We start from the raw sequence: 18,337 nt of genomic DNA, 5'->3' as shown, positions 1-18,337 counted from the left end.
GTCGCGTCTCGGCGCGAACGCGATGCTGGCCGTTTCGATGGCCGTCGCAAAGGCTGCCGCTGAAGAAGCCGGCCTGCCGCTGTACCGCTACTTCGGCGGCTCGGGCGCGATGCAACTGCCGGTTCCGATGATGAACATCGTGAACGGCGGCGCGCACGCGAACAACAGCCTCGACATTCAGGAATTCATGATCGTGCCGGTGAGCCAGCCGACCTTCCGTGAAGCGCTGCGTTGCGGCGCGGAAGTGTTCCACGCGCTCAAGAAGATCCTCTCGGATCGCGGCATGAGCACGGCGGTGGGCGACGAAGGCGGCTTCGCGCCGAACTTCGGCAGCAACGACGAGTGCCTCTCGACCATCCTGCAAGCCATCGAGAAGGCCGGCTACCGCGCCGGTGAAGACGTCCTGCTCGCGCTCGACTGCGCGGCGAGCGAGTTCTACCACGACGGCAAGTACCAGCTCGCGGGCGAAGGCCTGCAGCTTTCGTCGGCTGAGTTCGCCGACTACCTCGCGACGCTCGCCGACAAGTTCCCGATCGTCTCGATCGAAGACGGCATGCACGAAAGCGACTGGGCAGGCTGGAAGCTGCTCACCGACAAGCTCGGCAAGAAGGTTCAGCTTGTGGGCGATGACCTGTTCGTCACGAACACGCGCATCCTGAAGGAAGGCATCGAGAAGGGCATCGCCAACTCGATCCTTATCAAGATCAACCAGATCGGCACGCTGACGGAAACCTTCGCGGCAATCGAGATGGCCAAGCGCGCCGGCTACACGGCCGTGATCTCGCACCGCTCGGGCGAAACCGAAGATTCGACGATCGCGGACATCGCCGTCGGCCTGAACGCCGGTCAGATCAAGACCGGTTCGCTCTCGCGCAGCGACCGCATCTCGAAGTACAACCAGCTGCTGCGCATCGAGGAAGATCTCGGTGATATCGCCAGCTATCCGGGCAAGTCGGCGTTCTATAACCTGCGCTAAGCGGAATCAACGCCGGCCGCAGCCTTGCCGTCCTTTTTTGTAATCTCCCTCCGCCGCCCTGCGTATAGCGCAGGGCGGCGTGTATTTATCCGGCACCTTTCATGCGGCTTGTCACTGTCGTTCTGATCATCCTGCTCGTGCTGATTCAGTATCCGCTCTGGTGGGGCCACGGTGGCTGGCTGCGCGTGCATGAGCTGCAGGAGCAGCTTGCGCAGCAGCAGAAGCAGAACGACGACGAGAAACTGCGCAACGAACGCATCGCGGGCGAAGTGCAGGATCTGCAGAACGGTACCGCGGCCGTCGAGGAGCGCGCGCGCTACGAGATGGGCATGGTGAAGGACGGCGAGGTGTTCGTGCAGTTCGTCTCGCCGAACCAGCCGCCGCCCGCGACGCCGAGTGGCTCGTCGAATACGTCCACGCGCGGCGAGATGTCGGCAGCGCCGGTCAAGGTGGTGCCGAATCCCGTTTCACGCGTGCCGGAGAAGAAGCACGCGCACGCGAAGGAAACGAAGAAGGCAGGCTAAACGGCGAGGCCGCATCGGGCCAGAAAGCAAAAGGCGCGGCTTTGAGCCGCGCCTTTTTTTGCCTCGATTTCCGGGGCGCGGGGGGCGCTTACCAGCCCCAACCCGGATAGCCGTAGCCAACCCCGGTCCCCAAGCCATATCCCCAGCCACCGCTGTAGTAGCTGCCGTAGAAGGTCACAGGCGGTGCCCACGCGCGGGGCCATGTCTGGGCAGCGGCTTCGGCGGCCATTGCGCGGTCCTGGTCGGCGAGCACCTGGCGATCGATCGCGTCGTAGCGGGCCCTCTCATCCGGCGTTAGCACCGGGGCGCTCGCCGCAAGGTCCGACTGGCCGGAGGGCAGGCGGCTATAGATCGGCGACGGGCCCGGCGGGTCCAGTGTGCAGCCGCTCATGAGAGCCACACCCGCACCGAGCGTCGCGAGGACGAGCAGGGCCGCCCTGCGCGGCGTCAGCGCGCGCAACGGTAGTGAGCAGCGTTGGTCGAAGCGTTCGCTCTTCATCATGCGTCTCTTCATCTATCGGACACCTAAGCAAGATGAGATGGCAAAGAGGCCCGCGATTCCACGCGAGCCTCTGTTTGAGTCGCCGCGAGAGCCGGCGGCACGAACTGCGCTCAGCCGCGCACGCGCTACGCCTTAGTGACGCTGCTCCGCGGCCGGGCTGACTCCCTCTGAGAGCCCGGTCAGTGCGAAAAGTTGCGCGACATCCACGGGATCGAACTCGTAGCGCTGGTTGCAATAGTCGCAGTGAATCTCGACATGGCCGCGCTCCTCGATCACACCATCGATTTCCGCACGGCCCAGCATCCTGAGCATCGCACCCACTTTCTCGCGCGAGCACGAGCACTGGAAGTGCGGCGTGACGGGCTCGAAGTGGCGCACGTTCTCCTGCCAGAAGAGGCGGCGGAACAGTGTCTCGCTGTCCTGCTCGAGCATTTCGTCGCGCTTGAGCGTGCCGCCGAGCGTGCAGACGCGCTCCCACGTGTCGGTGTCGTGCTCGCCCTGGTGCGGCACGATGCCGCCGTCGCCGGGCAGCTTCTGCAGCAGCATGCCGACTGCGCGCTCGTCGTTGGCCGCAAGCCAAAGGCGCGTGTCGAGCTGCTCCGAGTGATGCATGTAATGCTCGAGCACCGAGGCGATCGACTTGAGCGGCCCGTCTTCGCCGTTGAGCGGCACGATGCCCTGATACGGCTGCTGGCCCGGCTGCTTCTTCGCGGGGTCGAGCGTGATCACGCAGCGGCCGTTGCCGTCCGGATTGATGAGATCGCCGAACGTGAGTTCGTCGCCGAGCGGCAGGGCATTCGCGCCGATGAAATCTTCGCCCAGACGCGCGGTCGCGCGCATCGTGAGATCCGAGCTGCACTGCACGACCAGCATCTTGACCGGGCCGTCGCCGAAGATCTGCATGATCAGCGTGCCGTCGAACTTGAGATTCGCCGAAAGCAGCGCGCACGCCGCCATCATCTCGCCGAGCGCCGTGCGCACGGGCGCCGGGTACTGGCGGCGCGCGAGCACCTCCTGCCAGGTATTGCGCAGCGAGACGATCTCGCCACGCACCGGCGCGGCGCTGAACATGAATTTCTGCAACTGGTCGTTCACAATCTTTTCCTTCGTTTCGATCCGGCGGCTCGTGTCGCGCAAGGCCTGGGGCGTGCCGCCCCTAGCCAATGCGCACGAGCTGCGCCTTGAAATATTCGCGGCGCTGCGCGTAGACATCCGCGTTGCGCTTGAGGCCGGCGATATCGGCCTCGGTGAGTTCGCGCACCACCTTGGCCGGCGCGCCGAGAATCAGCGAGTTGTCGGGGAACACCTTGCCTTCGGTGACCACCGCACCCGCGCCAACCAGACAGTTGCGGCCGATTACCGCGCCATTCAAGACCACGGCCTGAATGCCGATCAGCGCGCCTTCCTTGACGGTGCAGCCGTGCAGCATGGCCTGATGGCCGACTGTCACGTTTGCCTCGAGTGTGAGCGGGTAGCCGGGGTCCGTATGCAGCACCGCGCCTTCCTGCACATTGCTGCGCGGGCCGACCGTGATGGGCTCGTTGTCGCCGCGCAGCGTCGCGCCGAACCAGACGCTCGCGTGTTCGGCCAGTTCGACCTTGCCGATGATGGCCGCGTTGTCCGCGACGAACACGCTTTCGTGAATGATCGGTGCGGCTTCGCCTAGCTTGTAGATGGCCACGGTATTGCGTCTCCTGTGTCTTTGGGGCGGCTGCCGGCCGAGTCGCGCGGGCGCTGCGACGCGCGACGCTGGGCGGGTGAATCGCGTATTGTAAACCGTTGCGCGCGCTCTCCGCCTGGCGCGGCTTTGCGCGATGGTTTTCCGCTCCCCGTTTCTTTTGCCGATGAATTCCGTTTTCTCTGCCGCCAACGCTGGCGGCTCTCCTGAAGCGCTGGCGCCCTCTGCCGCGCCAGCGTGCTGGCGCACGGCCGCGCTCGATGCACTGCGCGAATGCGAGCCGCTCGCCAAGACCGAAGCAGTGCGCGCGCTACATGCGCAAGCCCGCAGTGGCGCGCCGCGCTGGCAGGCGCAGCGCGTCATCGCGGTGCCGGATGGCCTGCCGGGCCGCCCCGCGCGGCCGGCGCTGGTCGAGCCGCGCGAACTGCAGCGCCGCAGCATGAGCACCGCGCAAGGCCGTGTGGTGCTGCTGCACGCGCTGGCCCACATCGAATTCAACGCGATCAATCTGGCGCTCGACGCGGTCTGGCGCTTCGCCGGGATGCCCGACGCTTTCTACGCCGACTGGCTGAAGGTCGCCGCGGAGGAGGGGTACCACTTCTCGCTGCTGTGCAAGCGGCTCGCCGACTACGGCCACGCATACGGCGACTTCCCAGCACACAACGGCCTGTGGGAGATGTGCGAGCGCACGAGCGCCGACGTGCTCGCGCGCATGGCGCTCGTGCCACGCGTGCTCGAGGCGCGCGGACTGGACGCCTCGCCGCCCATCCGCGCACGACTGAAGCAGGCGGGCGACGACGAATCGGCGGCGATCCTCGACATCATCCTGCGCGACGAAGTGGGTCACGTGCGCATCGGCAACCATTGGTTCCGCTACCTGTGCGAGGCGCGCGACCTCGACCCGCATGCAGCGTGGCTTGCGCTTGCCGAGCAGTATCGCGCGCCGCGCATGCGTGGGCCGTTCAACTTCGAGGCGCGGCGCTCGGCGGGCTTCGACGAGACCGAACTGCATACGCTGGCCGCTCAGGACGCGGCGGAGCAGACTGCCGCGAAGGAGTCAACGGAGCGAAACGCCAGCGAATGATGCGCGGCGGTTGCCGGTCGCCTATATAATCGAACGATCATTCGTTTTTCGTTTTTTGGATAGCGGCGCAAATCAATGAATCTCTCTCGTTCCGAATTCGTCGACGTCAATGGCATCCGGCTGCATGTGCGCCGCTGGGGCGCCGGGGACGCGCCCGTTCTCTTCATGCTGCATGGCTGGATGGACGTCGCAGCATCGTTCCAGTTCGTCGTCGACGCGCTCGAAGGCGACTGGCAGGTGATCGCGCCCGACCTGCGCGGCTTCGGCCTGTCCGACTGGCCCGTCGGGCAGGGGCGCGGCAGCAACTACTGGTTCCCCGATTATCTCGCCGATCTCGACGCGCTGCTCGAGCACTATGCGCCCGCGGGCCAGGTGGACCTCGTCGGGCACAGCCTCGGCGCGAACATCGTGTGCCTCTATGCGGGTGTGCGGCCCGAGCGCGTGCGCCGCGTGGTCGATCTGGAAGGCTTCGGCCTGCCGGCGACCTCGCCCGCGCAGGCGCCGCGCCGCGTGCGCGACTGGCTCGACGAAGTGCGCACGCCGCCGCAGTTGCGCTCATACGCGTCGCTCGATGCGGTGGCCGCGCGGCTCGTGAAGACGAATCCGCGGCTGATTGCGTCGCGGGCGCGCTTTCTCGCCGAATACTGGTCGAAGCCGGACGGCGAGGGCGGCTACGTGCTGCTCGGCGACCCGGCGCACAAGATGCGCGGGCCGCTGCTCTATCAGCTCGACGAGGTGATGGCGATCTGGTCGCAGGTGCTCGCGAAGGTGTTGCACGTCGAAGCCGCCGGCTCCGAGACGCTCGCGCGGCTTGCTGGGGCCGTCCCGATCGACGCGTTCAAGAAGCGCTTCGAGGCGTTTGCCGATTGGCGCGAGCGTATCGTCGACGAGGCGGGGCACATGGTGCACCACGATCAGCCCGAAGAGGTCGCGCGCCTGATCGAGGCGTTCTGCGCATAAGCCGGCAAGCCGGCTCCCTGGGCCGCGCTTGCGCCTCACGGGCCGCCCCGACGATTCCACTGCATTGCAGTAAAATAGGCGCTTATTCTTTTCCCGTATGCGATGAACGCCGACCTCCACTGTCACTCCACTGTCTCCGACGGCCAATTGGCTCCGGCTGCCGTCGCGCAACTGGCGAAGACCGGCGGCGTGACGCTGTGGGCGCTCACCGATCACGATGAGCTCGGCGGTCAGCGTGAGGCGCGCGAGGCGGCCGAGGCGCTCGGCATGCGCTATCTGAGCGGCGTCGAGATTTCGGTCACCTGGGCTTCGCGCACGGTGCACATTGTCGGGCTGCACGTCGATCACACTTGCGCCACGCTGGTCGAAGGGCTCGCGCGCACGCGCAACGGCCGGGCGGCGCGCGCCGAGGCGATCGGCGAGCGCCTGGGCGAACTCGGCATACCCGACGCCTATGCGGGCGCGATCCAGTACGTCTCGAATCCCGATCTGATCTCGCGCACGCACTTCGCCCGTTTTCTCGTGGAAAGCGGACGCGCGCAGAACATGCAGGACGCGTTCTCACGCTGGCTCGGCGACGGCAAGCCCGGTTACATTGCGCACCGCTGGGCGAAGCTCGCGGACGCTATCTCGTGGATCAAGGCGGCGGGTGGCGAGGCGATCGTCGCGCATCCTGGCCGCTACACTTACACCCAGCTCGAATTCGACACGTTTTTCGGTGAATTCATCGATCTGGGCGGCAAGGCCATTGAAGTCGTCACCGGCAGCCATACGCCGGATCAGTACGCCGAGTACGCGGCGGTCGCACGGCGCTTCGGCTTCGAAGCATCGCGTGGCTCGGATTTCCACGCGCCGGGTCCCGATTCGATCGAACCGGGTACATTGCCGCCGCTTCCTTCCGATCTCAAACCTGTCTGGGAGCGATGGCTGTAGGCCACGCATGCCGCGTGGCCCACAGACTCCGTTCCCCGTACGCTCGCCGCGAGGCGGTTTGAGCCGTTCGAGCGCGTTTCACCGGATTTTGCTGTCGCTTGTCGACCGGAGTCAGTGCTTTGGCACTGACTCCGGACCGATGCAGAGCCGTCGACCAGAGCCGAGCCGCTGTCTCGGCGCTGACTTTGGTCCCGTAGCGCATCTCCGGTCCCATTCAAAGTGGTTGCTTTCATTTTCCAGCGGTATCCAGCTGTTTCCCGATGACACCCGTTAGCTGACTACTGCCATGTCCCAGTTCTTCCGGCTTCATCCAGAGAATCCGCAGTCGCGCCTCGTCAAGCAGGCGGCGCAGATCATCCGCGACGGCGGCGTGATCGCGTTGCCCACGGACTCGAGCTACGCGCTTGCCGCGCGCATCGACGACAAGCAGGCAGCCGAGCGCCTGCGCCGCATCCGCGGTCTCGACGAGAAGGCGCTGCTTTCGCTGATGGTGCGAGACCTTTCCGAGCTCGCGAACTTTGCGATGGTGGACAACCGCCAGTATCGGCTCATCAAGTCGGTGACGCCGGGGCCCTATGTGTTCGTGCTGGAGGCGACGAAGGAAGTGCCGCGCCGCCTTTCGCACCCGTCGCGCAAGACGATTGGGCTGCGCGTGCCGGGTCACCCCATTCCGCTTGCGATACTCGAAGAACTGGGCGAGCCGCTGCTCGCTTCCACGCTGATCCTGCCGCCCGACACCGAGCCGCTGAACGACCCCGAGGAGATCCGCGAGCGCCTGGAAAAACAGCTCGATCTCGTGATCGACGGCGGGGCGTGCCCGTGCGAGCCGTCCACGGTCATCGACCTCACCGGCGAGCAGCCGGTGCTCGTGCGCCCCGGGCGGGGTTCGCTCGCGCCGTTCGGCATCGAAGAAGAACAGACGTGAAGCGGTGGCCGCTCCGCGTGGCCATTGCGCGGTTGATACAATAGCCCGCCATGGAAGCCAACCTGATTCAGACGATTGCCGTCTACGCCTTGCCGGTCATCTTCGCGATTACGCTGCATGAGGCCGCGCACGGCTATGTTGCGCGCTTGCTCGGCGACAACACCGCCTATGTACTCGGCCGCGTGTCCTTCAACCCGATGCGTCACATCGATCCGATCGGCACGATCGCGATGCCGCTCGTGCTGTATTTCCTGACGAATGGCGCGTTCGTGTTCGGTTACGCGAAGCCTGTGCCGATCGCCTTCAGCAATCTGCGCAATCCACGCTGGGGCACGCTGTGGGTCGCGGCGGCCGGGCCGCTGTGCAACTTCGCGCAGGCGCTCGTGTGGGGCCTGTTCGGCGTGGCGCTCGCGGTGTTGGCCGTCAATGAGCCGTTCTTCACGCGCATGGCCGCGGCCGGCGTGGGCGTGAACCTCGTGCTCGGCGTGCTGAACCTATTCCCATTGCCGCCGCTCGACGGCGGCCGCGTGCTCGCGGCCCTCCTGCCCACGCGCGCGAGCATTGCGCTCTCGCGCCTCGAGCCCTATGGTTTCATCATCGTGATGGGGTTGCTCGTGAGTGGCATCTTCACGCGATTCTGGCTGCGTCCGCTCGTCAGTCTAGGTTACGACGCGGTCACGGCCATCCTTACCCCTCTTGTATCGCTCTTTTCATAACATCATGTTCCCAGACCGTATCTTCTCCGGCATGCGGCCCACAGGGTCGCTGCACCTCGGCCACTATCACGGCGTGCTGAAAAACTGGGTGCGGCTTCAGTCCGAGTACCCGTGCTTCTTTTGCGTGGTCGACTGGCATGCGCTCACCACGCACTACGAAACGCCGGATGTGATCGAAAAGAACGTCTGGGACGTGCTGATCGACTGGCTCGCGTCGGGCATCGACCCGAACCAGGCCACGCTCTTCATCCAGAGCCGCGTGCCGGAGCATGCGGAGCTCGCTTTGCTGCTCGGCATGAGCACGCCGCTCAGCTGGCTCGAACGCGTGCCGACCTACAAGGAGCAGATCGAGAAGCTGCGCGACAAGGATCTCGGCACCTACGGTTTCCTCGGCTATCCGGTGCTGATGGCTGCCGACATCCTGCTGTACCGCGCGTCGCTCGTGCCGGTGGGCGAGGACCAGGTGCCGCACGTCGAGATGGCGCGCGAGATGGCCCGCCGCTTCAATTACATGTACGGTCGCGAGCCGGGCTTCGAGGAGAAGGCGAACGAAGCCGCGAAGAAGCTGGGCGGCAAGCGCTCGAAGCTCTATCACGAGCTGCGCAACGCCTACCAGCAGGAGGGCAACGAAGAAGCGCTCGAACAGGCGCGCGCGATGCTCTCGGAGTCGCAAAGCCTTTCGATGAACGATCGCGAGCGCCTCTTCGGTTACCTCGAAGGTTCGCGCAAGATCATCCTGCCCGAGCCGCAGGTGCTGTTGACCGAAGCTTCGCGCATGCCGGGCCTCGACGGCCAGAAGATGTCGAAGTCGTACGGCAACACGATCGGCCTGCGCGAAGACGCCGAGTCGATCACGAAGAAGGTCCGCACGATGCCGACCGACCCGGCCCGCGTGCGCCGCACCGATCCGGGCGATCCGGACAAGTGCCCGGTGTGGCAGCTCCACCAGGTCTACACCGATGCCGAGACGCACGACTGGGTTCAGAAGGGCTGCCGCTCGGCGGGCATCGGCTGCCTGGAGTGCAAGCAGCCGGTGATCGAGGGCATTCTGCGCGAGCAGCAGCCGATGCTCGAGCGCGCCCAGAAGTACATGGACGATCCGTCCCTGTTGCGCGCGATCGTCGCCGATGGTTGCGACAAGGCGCGCAAGTTCGCCAACGAGGCGATGCGCGACGTGCGCGAGGCGATGGGCCTCTCGTACAACTGAGGCCCATCAGGCTGCGCACCATGACGACGCCGCTCGACGCCGCCGCAGGGTCGCAAGGCGGACTGGCCCATCCCGGGCTGGCAGAGCCTTCGCGCTGGGTGTGCCGCTGGGCGCACCTGATCGCACCCGGGGGCGCCGTGCTCGACGTGGCTTCGGGCTCGGGCCGGCATGCACGCTGGCTCGCCGGGCGGGGCCACCCCGTCACGGCCCTCGATCGCGACGCCGCGGCGCTTGCCACACTTCGCGATGTGGCGGGTGTCGCGACGTTGGAGTGCGATCTCGAACGCGCTCCCTGGCCGCTCGCCGCCGACGCGCGCTTTGCCGCTGTAGTCGTCACGAACTATCTGCACCGGCCGCTCATGCCGCGTCTCATCGATGCACTGGCCCCGGGCGGCGTGCTCATCTACGAGACCTTCGCGCAGGGCAACGAGACCGTGGGCAAGCCGTCGAACCCTGCATTCCTGCTTGCGCCGGGTGAGTTGCTCGCCGTCTGTACGCCCGCCTTGCGGGTAGTCGCCTACCAGGACGGATTTCTCCCACAGCCGCGTGAGGCGTATATTCAGCGCATCTGCGCCGTACGGGAAAAAACGACCTCAGTGCCCCCTGAAAAGGCCGGTAATCTACCTGGGAGCCAGGTCCTACCCGTAGCGCGTTACGATCTGACCGGCTAATCCGCTACAATCGCGGTTTAACCGACTCATTTTTCTGGCGTTTCATGGCTAACGGCACTCAGGACGGCATTACGCTGCGTGGCAGCATTCCCGCGATCGTCACCCCCATGCACGAGGACGGCAGTCTCGATCTGCCGGCGTTCCGCAAACTGATCGACTGGCATGCGCAAGAGGGGACGGATGGCCTCGTCGTCGTCGGTACGAGCGGGGAGTCCGCAACGCTTGACGTCGAAGAACACATCCTGATGATCAGGACGGCTGTCGAGCACGCGGCGGGCCGCATGCCGATCATCGCAGGCGCCGGCGGCAATTCCACGGCCGAGGCGATCGAACTCACGAAGCACGCCAAGGAAGTCGGCGCCCACGCGTCGCTCCAGGTCGTACCCTATTACAACAAGCCAACCCAGGAAGGCATGTACCGCCACTTCGCGAAGATCGCTGAAGACGTGGACCTGCCGGTCATTCTCTACAACGTGCCGGGCCGTACGGTCGCGGACATGTCGAACGAGACCATCCTGCGTCTGGCCGAAGTGCCGGGCATCGTGGGCGTGAAGGAGGCGACGGGCAGCATCGACCGCGCCGCGCACCTCATCAAGCACGCGCCCGAAGGCTTCCGGATCTTCAGCGGCGACGATCCCACGGCGATCGCGCTGATGCTGCTGGGCGGACACGGCAATATTTCGGTGACGGCGAACGTAGCGCCGCGCCAGATGAGCGACCTGTGCAAGGCTGCGATCGCAGGCGACGCGAAGACCGCGCGCGCGATCCATCTGAAGCTCTTGTCGCTGCACAAGAATCTGTTCATCGAATCGAATCCGATTCCGGTGAAGTGGGCGCTGCAGGAACTCGGCCGCATTGAAGGCGGCATTCGTCTGCCGCTCACGCCGCTCGACGCGCGCTACCACGACGTGGTGCGCGCCGCGCTGCGCGAAGCCGGCCTGACTGGCTGATCCGTTCAGCCTGTCGCTTATTTTTCAACCGACGCCGCCACGGCCCAACCGCTGCCAGATTTCCAACGGATCATCTGGCAGAGCGAGGCTCAGCGTTCCCGTATCACGAAGGCCCACATGAAACGTTCCGCTTTTTCCCTCCACGCAACCCGCATGGCGGTGCTGGCGCTTGCACTCGGCTCGCTCGCAGGCTGCGAGTCGCTGAACGACATGTTCGCGTCGGATCGCGTCAACTACAAGGACACGCCGACCGCGCCGCCGCTCAACGTGCCGCACGATCTGTCGTCGGCGCCGAGCGACCAGAAGTACGTCGCGCCGCCGCCCACGATCACGCTCGGCGGTGCCGCGCAGCGCACCGTCACGCCGGCAGGCAACGCGACGCTCGGCATACCCAGCGCGCAGGATCCGCTCGGCATGCACGTCGAGCGCGACGGCGACCGCCGCTGGCTCGTGGTGGACGGCCGCAGTCCTGACGACGTCTGGCCGCAGTTGCAGGAGTTCTGGACCGAAAGCGGCTTCACGCTCGCAACGGACTCGCCGTCCACGGGCATCATGACGACGGACTGGGCCGAGAACCGCGCCAACATTCCGGACGACTGGTTCCGCCGCACCGTTGGGCGCGTGATCGATTTCGCGTACTCGTCGGGCACGCGCGACCGCTTCCGCACGCTGGTGTCGCGCGGGCCGGACGGTCAGACCGATATCTCCGTCACGCATAGCGCGATGGAAGAAGTGCTGACGGGCCAGGACAAGACGGGGTCGAAGTGGGTGGAGCGTCCGCGTGATCCGGCCCTCGAAGCCGCGTTCCTCTCGAAGATCATGCAGAAGTTCGGCCTGACCGACGCGCAGTCCAAGCAACTGCTGACCGACGCGCGCCCGTCGACGGCCGCAGTCAAGGTCGCTGCCGGTCCCGACGGCATGACGCTGGACTTGCCGGAAGCGTTCGACACCGCATGGCTGCGCGTGGGTCTCGCGCTCGACCGTACGAACTTCACGGTCGACAACCGCGACCGCGAGAAGGGTATCTACTACGTCCGTTACGCCGATTCCATGCAGGAATTGAAGGGCGACGGCCTGCTCGGCAAGCTTTTCTACAACCCGAAGAAGGCCGCGAAAGACCAGGGACCGGAGTTCCTCGTCGCGGTGCGCGCGGCGGGCAATACGCAGACCCAGGTTGCCGTCGTCGACCAGAGCGGCCGGATCGATACGTCGTCGGACGCGCAGCGCATCGTGTCCGCGCTGCATGCCCAGCTGAACTGACGTGCGTTTTGCGAGCCTCGGCAGCGGTAGCGAAGGCAACGCACTGGTCGTAGAAGCTGGCAATGGCGCGACGCCCACGCGCGTGCTGCTCGACTGCGGTTTCTCAGCGAAGGAAGTCGAGCGGCGTCTCGCGCGCGCGGGCCTTGCCGCCGACACGCTCACCGCGATTCTCGTCACCCACGAACACAGTGACCATATCGGCAGCGCGCTCACGCTGGCGCGTCGCTGGTCGACTCCTCTTTACATGAGCTGGGGAACGGCGCAGGCCGTGGGCGCCGACGAGGCCGGCGTCGACCTCAACGTGCTGTGGGGCGACGAGTTGGTCGAAATCGGCGAACTCGGCGTGTTGCCGTACACGGTGCCACACGACGCGCGCGAGCCGCTGCAGTTCGTGTTCAGCGACGGCGCGAGCCGACTCGGTGTGTTGACCGACGTCGGCGAATCGACGCCGCATATCTCCAATGTGCTCGGCGGGTGCGACGCGCTCGTGCTCGAATTCAACCACGACCTCGACCTGCTCGCGACGAGCCGTTATCCGGCGTCGCTCAAGGCCCGCATTGGCGGGTCTCATGGACATTTGAACAACGAGGCGGCGGCCGGCATTCTCTCGGGGCTCGATCGTGGGAAGCTGCGGCACCTGGTTGCCGCGCACCTGAGCCAGCAGAACAACACCCCCGAACTCGCACATGCGGCGATGGCGGCTGTTCTTGGCAATGCCGCAACGGAAATCGGGGTCGCTTCGCAGGCCGAGGGATTCGACTGGATTGCGCTCTGAGTCCTTTGCTTGCGGTGTTGGCCAGAACGAAAAGGCGAAAAAAAGCCCATGACAGAAGTCATGGGCTTTTTGCCTGATGGAGCCGATCCTGTTCGATTCGGCCCCGCCAGAGGGGTTAGTTACGATTGCCGCCGAAGATGCCGAGAATGGCGAGCAGGTTCACGAACACGTTATACAGGTCCAGATAGATCGCGAGCGCGGCCGAGATGTAGTTCGTCTCGCCGCCGTTCACGACGCGCTGCACATCGAACAGCATATAGGCCGAGAAGATCGCGATCGCGAGCACCGAGACGGTGAGCATCAGCGCGGGCAACTGCAGGAAGATGTTCGCCACGCCGGCGAGCAGGATCACGATCACGCCCATGAAAAGCCACTTGCCGAGACCGGAGAAGTCGCGCTTGCTGACCGTGGCGATCGTTGCCATGGTCGCGAAGATGACGCCGGTGCCCCCGAAAGCGAGCATGATGAGCTGCGGGCCGTTCGAAAAGCCGAGGATGAACGACAGCAGGCGCGAAAGCATCAGGCCCATGAAGAACGTGAAGCCCAGCAGCACGAACACGCCTACCGAGCTGTTCTTGGTGCGCTCGATGGCGAACATGAAGCCGAAAGCAATCGCGAAGAACGCGAGCAGGCTCATGGCCGGACTGGTGGCGGCGAAGAGCGAGAAGCCGGTTGCGACACCCACCCACGCGCCGAGCACCGTCGGCACCATCGACAGCGCGAGCAGCCAGTAGGTGTTGCGCAGTACGCGGTTGCGGGTCTCCGCCGAAGTGACGGTGCCGCCGCGGCCGAAGTTATAGGGATACTCGTTCATGCTTTCTCCTTGCGTGAGACGCGTGGTTGGCGGTGCACGGCAGATGCGCGACCCGCTACCTCTTAAGATACGTGCGGAGACCTGGAGTTTCAACAGGATGCCACACGGTTTCGGTTATGTTGCGACAGCGTATGCCGCCAATCTTAACGCTCGCTGAAAGGCCGGCCGCGCGGCTTTTGCGCCCCAGGAGCAGGCACATGGTCCAATTCGCCGGTCTAACAGGGTTCAATCGCAATCATACATGGGAACATGCTACAATTGCGGATTCATTTGAATCTGTAACCTCTTAATTTTCTGGAGTTTTTATGGCGATCGAACGTACCCTGTCGATTATCAAGCCGGACGCAGTGGCAAAGAACGTGATCGGCCAGATCTACAGCCGCTTCGAAAACGCTGGCCTGAAGGTCATTGCCGCTCGCATGGTCCACCTCTCGCGCGCCGACGCTGAGAAGTTCTATGCTGTTCACGCAGCGCGCCCGTTCTTCAAGGATCTCGTCGACTTCATGGTTTCGGGTCCGGTGATGATCCAGGTGCTGGAAGGCGAAAACGCCATCCTGAAGAACCGCGATCTGATGGGTGCAACCGACCCGAAGAAGGCAGACAAGGGCACGATCCGCGCCGACTTCGCTGACAGCATCGACGCGAACGCCGTACACGGCTCGGACGCTGCTGAAACGGCTGCCGTGGAAATCGCGTTCTTCTTCCCGCAAGTCAACGTCTACTCGCGCTAAGCACGGCGCCAGCAGACTGTAGTCCAGGTAGCATAGGGTCGCGAACGGCGATGACGCTCACCGTCCGTTTTCCGGTGCCGCGCAAGTGCGCGGGCTGCCGGGCTAGGCGGGTGGTGGGCGCGCTCTCGCACTGAAATGGCAGGATTGATCATGACGAGCAGCTCCACCGTCAACCTTCTCGATCTCGACGCCCAAGGGCTCATCGCCTATTGCGAGAGCCTGGGCGAGAAGCCGTTTCGCGCCAAACAGCTTCAGCGCTGGATCCATCAATACAATGCCGCCGACTTCGACGGCATGACGGATCTGGCCAAGTCACTGCGCGAAAAGCTGAAAGGGCGAGCCTGCATCGGCATGCCCGCCATCGTTTCCGACAACGTTTCCTCCGACGGCACGCGCAAATGGCTCGTGGATGTCGGCAACGGCAACGCGGTCGAAACCGTGTTCATCCCCGAAGAAGGCCGCGGCACGCTGTGCGTGTCCTCGCAGGCGGGGTGTGCGGTCAATTGCCGGTTCTGTTCCACCGGCAAGCAAGGTTTCTCACGCAATCTCACCACCGCTGAGATCATCGGTCAGTTGCGCATGGCGGAATTCGCCCTGCGCGCTTCGCTTCTTGGAGAGGCCGGCGGCCGGGCGACCGGCGGTGAGGGCAAGGGTGAGCGCGTCATCACGAACGTCGTGATGATGGGCATGGGCGAGCCGCTCCTGAATTACGACGCGGTCGTGCCGGCGATGCGCCTGATGCTCGACGACAACGCGTACGGCCTGTCGCGCCGGCGCGTCACGCTGTCCACCTCGGGCGTCGTGCCGATGATGGATCGTCTCGGCGCCGATTTGCCCGTGGCGCTCGCCGTCTCGCTGCACGCGCCGAACGACGCGCTGCGCGACGAGCTCGTGCCGCTCAATCGCAAATACCCGCTGCGCGAGCTGATGGCGGCGTGCCAGCGCTATCTCGAAGTCGCGCCGCGCGATTTCATCACGTTCGAGTACTGCATGCTCGACGGCGTCAACGACACCGAAAAGCACGCGCGCGAATTGCTCGCGGTGACGCGCGACGTGCCGTGCAAGTTCAATCTGATTCCGTTCAACCCGTTCCCGGAGTCGGGCCTGTTGCGCTCGAAACCGGATCAGATCAAGCGCTTTGCGCAGATCCTGATGGATGCGGGTGTCGTTACGACCGTGCGCAAGACGCGCGGCGACGACATCGACGCTGCTTGCGGACAACTCGCCGGCGAGGTGAAGGATCGCACACGCCTTGCCGAGCGGATGGGCCGGGCAGCGGGCAAGATCATCGAAGTGCGGCCGGTTCAGCACTGAGGGCGGCACGAAGAGGAGCAGTGGGGCTGTGAAGCTGCGGCAGCGTGCGGGGGCGCGCTTGTCATCGGCGGTAGTGAAAAGAGACGTTGCAGAAGCGATCGGAAGCGGCAAACGGGGCCCTTGTGGCACGCGAGCTGCGCATTTTGTTATAAACGGTCTGCGAATCGGGTGGAGGCTTTGCGGGGTGGGCCCCGGCCACTGGTTCCAGTATTGAAAAGAATCGACGCAAGGATTTTCGGATGAGCGAGCCGCAGCACCCTTTCGGGACAGACGGAACTGACAGCAACGCAGGTCTTTCGGCGCAGGGCGCGGGGCCCTCGCCGGTGCAGGCCGTGCCCGATACGCTGGCCGCTGCTGGCGCGCGCCTCGCACAGCTGCGCGAGGCCAAGGGCTGGGCGATCGAGGACGTCTCGGCGCGCCTGAAGGTGTCGGTGTCGAAGCTGCGCGAGCTCGAAGCGGGCGATATCAGCCATCTACCGGACACGACGTTCGCGCTCGGTGTGGTGCGCGCCTACGCGAAGCTGCTCGGCGCCGATTCCACGCCGTTTACCCAGGCGTTGCGCCGCGAGCGCGGGATTGCGCAGCCGGATCTGTCGATGTCTGCCGCGTCGGGCTCCGATCTGCCGCGCGCACGCGTGTCGGTCTCGCTCGGTAGCGGTGGCGGCGCGCGGGCGTCGCGCCGTAGCGCCTCATGGTTGTGGGGCGTGGCGATCATCGTGGTTGCAGTGCTTGCGCTCGCCATGTGGCACACGAACAGCGGCGAATCGTCGGCCTGGTTCGCGCGCCTGAAGGAAATGGCGAACGGCGCGAGCGTCCAGCCTGCTGCATCGTCGCCCACGGTGACGCAAGGCGAGGCGACAGGCTCCGGCGGCGCTTCGGCCGTGCAGGGCGCGGACCAGTCCGCAGCCCCGGCGAGCGGCGACGCCAACGACGCGGCAAACGCGAACAACGCAGGCGACAGCGGCAACGCTGCACCCGAGCAGGCGGCAGCGGCGAGCGCACCGCAGGTGGCGACGCAAGTGACGCCGCAAGTGACGCCGCAAGTAACGGCGCAAGTGACGCCGCAAGTAACGGCGCAACAACCGGCTGCGCAAGCTGCACCGCAACCGGCTCCGCAGGCCGCGCGGCCTGCGGCCGCTAGCGCAGCGCCGGCTGTGGCCAACGCGGCGAGCGCGGCGCGAGCGCAAGCGGCCAGCGCGCCGGCAGCACAAAACGCGGCGGCCGACAACGGCGCGGACACCTCGACGTTCACGATCCGCGTGACGCAGGACACCTGGGTGAGCGTGCGTCAGAAGGATGGCAAGGAAGTTTTCTCGGGCATGATCCGCGGCAGCGACGCGCGTGAGGTCACCGGCACCGAGCCGCTCAAGGTTACGGTGGGCAACAAGGCCGGCATCGAGTCGATGACCATCGACGGTCAGCCGGTGGACGCGTCGAAGTACGCGTCGGCGCGGGGCAACGTCGCGCGCTTCGTGCTGCCCTGATATAGACATGGCATGCGTCGCGGCCGGCGAAGTCTCTGTTAGCCGGCCGAGACGCTTTTTCAATTCATGCTGTGCTGTCGCTGACCAGTCAGCCGCAGCGCGTGTGAGGCGTAAATGGGTTTTTCGATGCAAAGCGAAACGCAATCCCCGTCCAGCAACAGTCAGATCTGTTCGAACGAGCCGATCCTCGGCGGCCACGCGCCGCGCCGCAAGTCGCACGCCGTACATGTGCGCTGGGGCGGCCAACTGGTGACGATCGGCGGCGACGCGCCGGTGCGCGTGCAGTCGATGACCAACACCGATACCGCCGACGCCATCGGCACCGCGATCCAGATCAAGGAGCTCGCGCAGGCCGGTTCGGAACTCGTACGGATCACGGTCAACACGCCGGAAGCGGCCGCGGCTGTGCCGCACGTGCGCGAACAACTCGACCGCATGGGCGTGATGGTGCCGCTCGTCGGCGACTTTCACTACAACGGTCACCTGCTGCTGCGCGACTATCCGGCCTGCGCCGAAGCGCTCTCGAAGTACCGCATCAACCCGGGCAACGTCGGTCAGGGCGCAAAGCGCGACACGCAATACGCGCAGATGATCGAAGCCGCCATCAAGTACGACAAGCCGGTGCGCATCGGCGTGAACTGGGGCAGCCTCGACCAGGACCTGCTCGCGCGCATGATGGACGAGAACGCTGTGCGCAAGGAGCCCTGGGAAGCGCAGAGCGTGATGTACGAAGCGCTGATCCAGTCGGCCATCGGCTCGGCGGAGCGTGCCGTCGAGCTTGGCCTCGGCCGCGACAAGATCATCCTGTCGTGCAAGGTGAGCGGCGTGCAGGA

General features: G+C 65.3%; 20 protein-coding genes. 16 read left to right on the top strand and 4 right to left on the bottom strand.

Annotated features, from left to right (window positions below; genetic code table 11):
• On the top strand, positions 1-976 hold a 976-nt coding region (gene eno, locus VMJ11_RS09025), incomplete at its 5' end, for a phosphopyruvate hydratase (protein ID WP_325619050.1).
• A 101-nt stretch (positions 977-1,077) separates the two neighbouring features.
• Entirely contained in the window at positions 1,078-1,500 is a 423-nt protein-coding gene (gene ftsB, locus VMJ11_RS09020; RefSeq protein ID WP_325619049.1) for a cell division protein FtsB, read from the top strand.
• Positions 1,501-1,588: 88 nt separating this feature from the next.
• Here the strand turns inward: ftsB and VMJ11_RS09015 are convergent, their stop codons facing one another.
• From VMJ11_RS09015 to VMJ11_RS09005, 3 genes are all read right to left on the bottom strand, one after another.
• Positions 1,589-2,002 carry a hypothetical protein gene (locus tag VMJ11_RS09015; RefSeq protein WP_414694349.1) on the bottom strand — a complete coding sequence of 138 codons (414 nt, stop codon included), beginning with the start codon at positions 2,000-2,002 and terminating at the stop codon, positions 1,589-1,591.
• A 132-nt stretch (positions 2,003-2,134) separates the two neighbouring features.
• The gene (hslO, locus tag VMJ11_RS09010; RefSeq protein ID WP_325619047.1) at positions 2,135-3,097 is read right to left on the bottom strand and encodes an Hsp33 family molecular chaperone HslO; all 963 of its coding nucleotides are present in this window, start codon (positions 3,095-3,097) and stop codon (positions 2,135-2,137) included.
• Positions 3,098-3,158: 61 nt separating this feature from the next.
• Positions 3,159-3,683 carry a gamma carbonic anhydrase family protein gene (locus VMJ11_RS09005; protein ID WP_325619045.1) on the bottom strand — a complete coding sequence of 175 codons (525 nt, stop codon included), beginning with the start codon at positions 3,681-3,683 and terminating at the stop codon, positions 3,159-3,161.
• Positions 3,684-3,846: 163 nt separating this feature from the next.
• Between VMJ11_RS09005 and VMJ11_RS09000 the strand changes: the two genes are divergently transcribed.
• The 10 genes from VMJ11_RS09000 (at position 3,847) to VMJ11_RS08955 (ending at position 13,161) form a co-directional block, all read left to right on the top strand.
• Positions 3,847-4,764 (top strand): ferritin-like domain-containing protein, encoded by a 918-nt coding sequence (locus VMJ11_RS09000; RefSeq protein ID WP_325619043.1) that lies wholly within the window; start codon positions 3,847-3,849, stop codon positions 4,762-4,764.
• A 75-nt stretch (positions 4,765-4,839) separates the two neighbouring features.
• A complete protein-coding gene (locus VMJ11_RS08995) occupies positions 4,840-5,724 on the top strand; it encodes an alpha/beta hydrolase (protein ID WP_325619041.1) in 885 nt (294 codons plus the stop codon).
• Positions 5,725-5,826: 102 nt separating this feature from the next.
• Positions 5,827-6,657 carry a 3',5'-nucleoside bisphosphate phosphatase gene (locus tag VMJ11_RS08990; protein ID WP_325619039.1) on the top strand — a complete coding sequence of 277 codons (831 nt, stop codon included), beginning with the start codon at positions 5,827-5,829 and terminating at the stop codon, positions 6,655-6,657.
• Between the two features lie 286 nt (positions 6,658-6,943).
• Complete coding sequence (locus tag VMJ11_RS08985; RefSeq protein WP_325619037.1) at positions 6,944-7,582, top strand: L-threonylcarbamoyladenylate synthase; 639 nt, start codon at positions 6,944-6,946, stop codon at positions 7,580-7,582.
• Between the two features lie 50 nt (positions 7,583-7,632).
• Complete coding sequence (locus tag VMJ11_RS08980) at positions 7,633-8,298, top strand: site-2 protease family protein (protein ID WP_325619035.1); 666 nt, start codon at positions 7,633-7,635, stop codon at positions 8,296-8,298.
• Between the two features lie 4 nt (positions 8,299-8,302).
• Entirely contained in the window at positions 8,303-9,505 is a 1,203-nt protein-coding gene (locus VMJ11_RS08975) for a tryptophan--tRNA ligase (RefSeq protein WP_325619033.1), read from the top strand.
• A gap of 20 nt (positions 9,506-9,525) precedes the next feature.
• Positions 9,526-10,176: a class I SAM-dependent methyltransferase gene (locus VMJ11_RS08970; RefSeq protein WP_325619031.1), complete on the top strand. Its 651-nt coding sequence runs from the start codon at positions 9,526-9,528 to the stop codon at positions 10,174-10,176.
• Positions 10,177-10,220: 44 nt separating this feature from the next.
• Positions 10,221-11,126: a 4-hydroxy-tetrahydrodipicolinate synthase gene (gene dapA, locus VMJ11_RS08965; protein ID WP_325619029.1), complete on the top strand. Its 906-nt coding sequence runs from the start codon at positions 10,221-10,223 to the stop codon at positions 11,124-11,126.
• Positions 11,127-11,243: 117 nt separating this feature from the next.
• Positions 11,244-12,386 (top strand): outer membrane protein assembly factor BamC, encoded by a 1,143-nt coding sequence (gene bamC, locus VMJ11_RS08960; protein ID WP_325619027.1) that lies wholly within the window; start codon positions 11,244-11,246, stop codon positions 12,384-12,386.
• Position 12,387: 1 nt separating this feature from the next.
• Positions 12,388-13,161 (top strand): MBL fold metallo-hydrolase, encoded by a 774-nt coding sequence (locus VMJ11_RS08955; protein ID WP_325619025.1) that lies wholly within the window; start codon positions 12,388-12,390, stop codon positions 13,159-13,161.
• Positions 13,162-13,276: 115 nt separating this feature from the next.
• Here VMJ11_RS08955 and VMJ11_RS08950 read toward each other — a convergent pair whose 3' ends face one another.
• Positions 13,277-13,975, bottom strand: coding sequence for a Bax inhibitor-1/YccA family protein (locus tag VMJ11_RS08950; protein WP_325619023.1), 699 nt, complete (start codon positions 13,973-13,975; stop codon positions 13,277-13,279).
• Positions 13,976-14,280: 305 nt separating this feature from the next.
• Between VMJ11_RS08950 and ndk the strand changes: the two genes are divergently transcribed.
• The 4 genes from ndk to VMJ11_RS08930 all read left to right on the top strand — a co-directional run.
• Positions 14,281-14,706: a nucleoside-diphosphate kinase gene (ndk, locus tag VMJ11_RS08945; protein ID WP_325619021.1), complete on the top strand. Its 426-nt coding sequence runs from the start codon at positions 14,281-14,283 to the stop codon at positions 14,704-14,706.
• A 150-nt stretch (positions 14,707-14,856) separates the two neighbouring features.
• Entirely contained in the window at positions 14,857-16,020 is a 1,164-nt protein-coding gene (rlmN, locus tag VMJ11_RS08940; protein ID WP_325619019.1) for a 23S rRNA (adenine(2503)-C(2))-methyltransferase RlmN, read from the top strand.
• A 239-nt stretch (positions 16,021-16,259) separates the two neighbouring features.
• Positions 16,260-17,504, top strand: coding sequence for a RodZ domain-containing protein (locus tag VMJ11_RS08935; RefSeq protein WP_325619017.1), 1,245 nt, complete (start codon positions 16,260-16,262; stop codon positions 17,502-17,504).
• Positions 17,505-17,618: 114 nt separating this feature from the next.
• On the top strand, positions 17,619-18,337 hold a 719-nt coding region (locus tag VMJ11_RS08930), incomplete at its 3' end, for a flavodoxin-dependent (E)-4-hydroxy-3-methylbut-2-enyl-diphosphate synthase (RefSeq protein WP_325619015.1).

The sequence above is a fragment of the Paraburkholderia sp. genome (genome assembly GCF_035501035.1).
Lineage (GTDB): Bacteria > Pseudomonadota > Gammaproteobacteria > Burkholderiales > Burkholderiaceae > Paraburkholderia.
The sequence above is the reverse complement of the archived record's forward strand: the minus strand, read 5'-3'. Positions and strand labels throughout refer to the sequence as shown.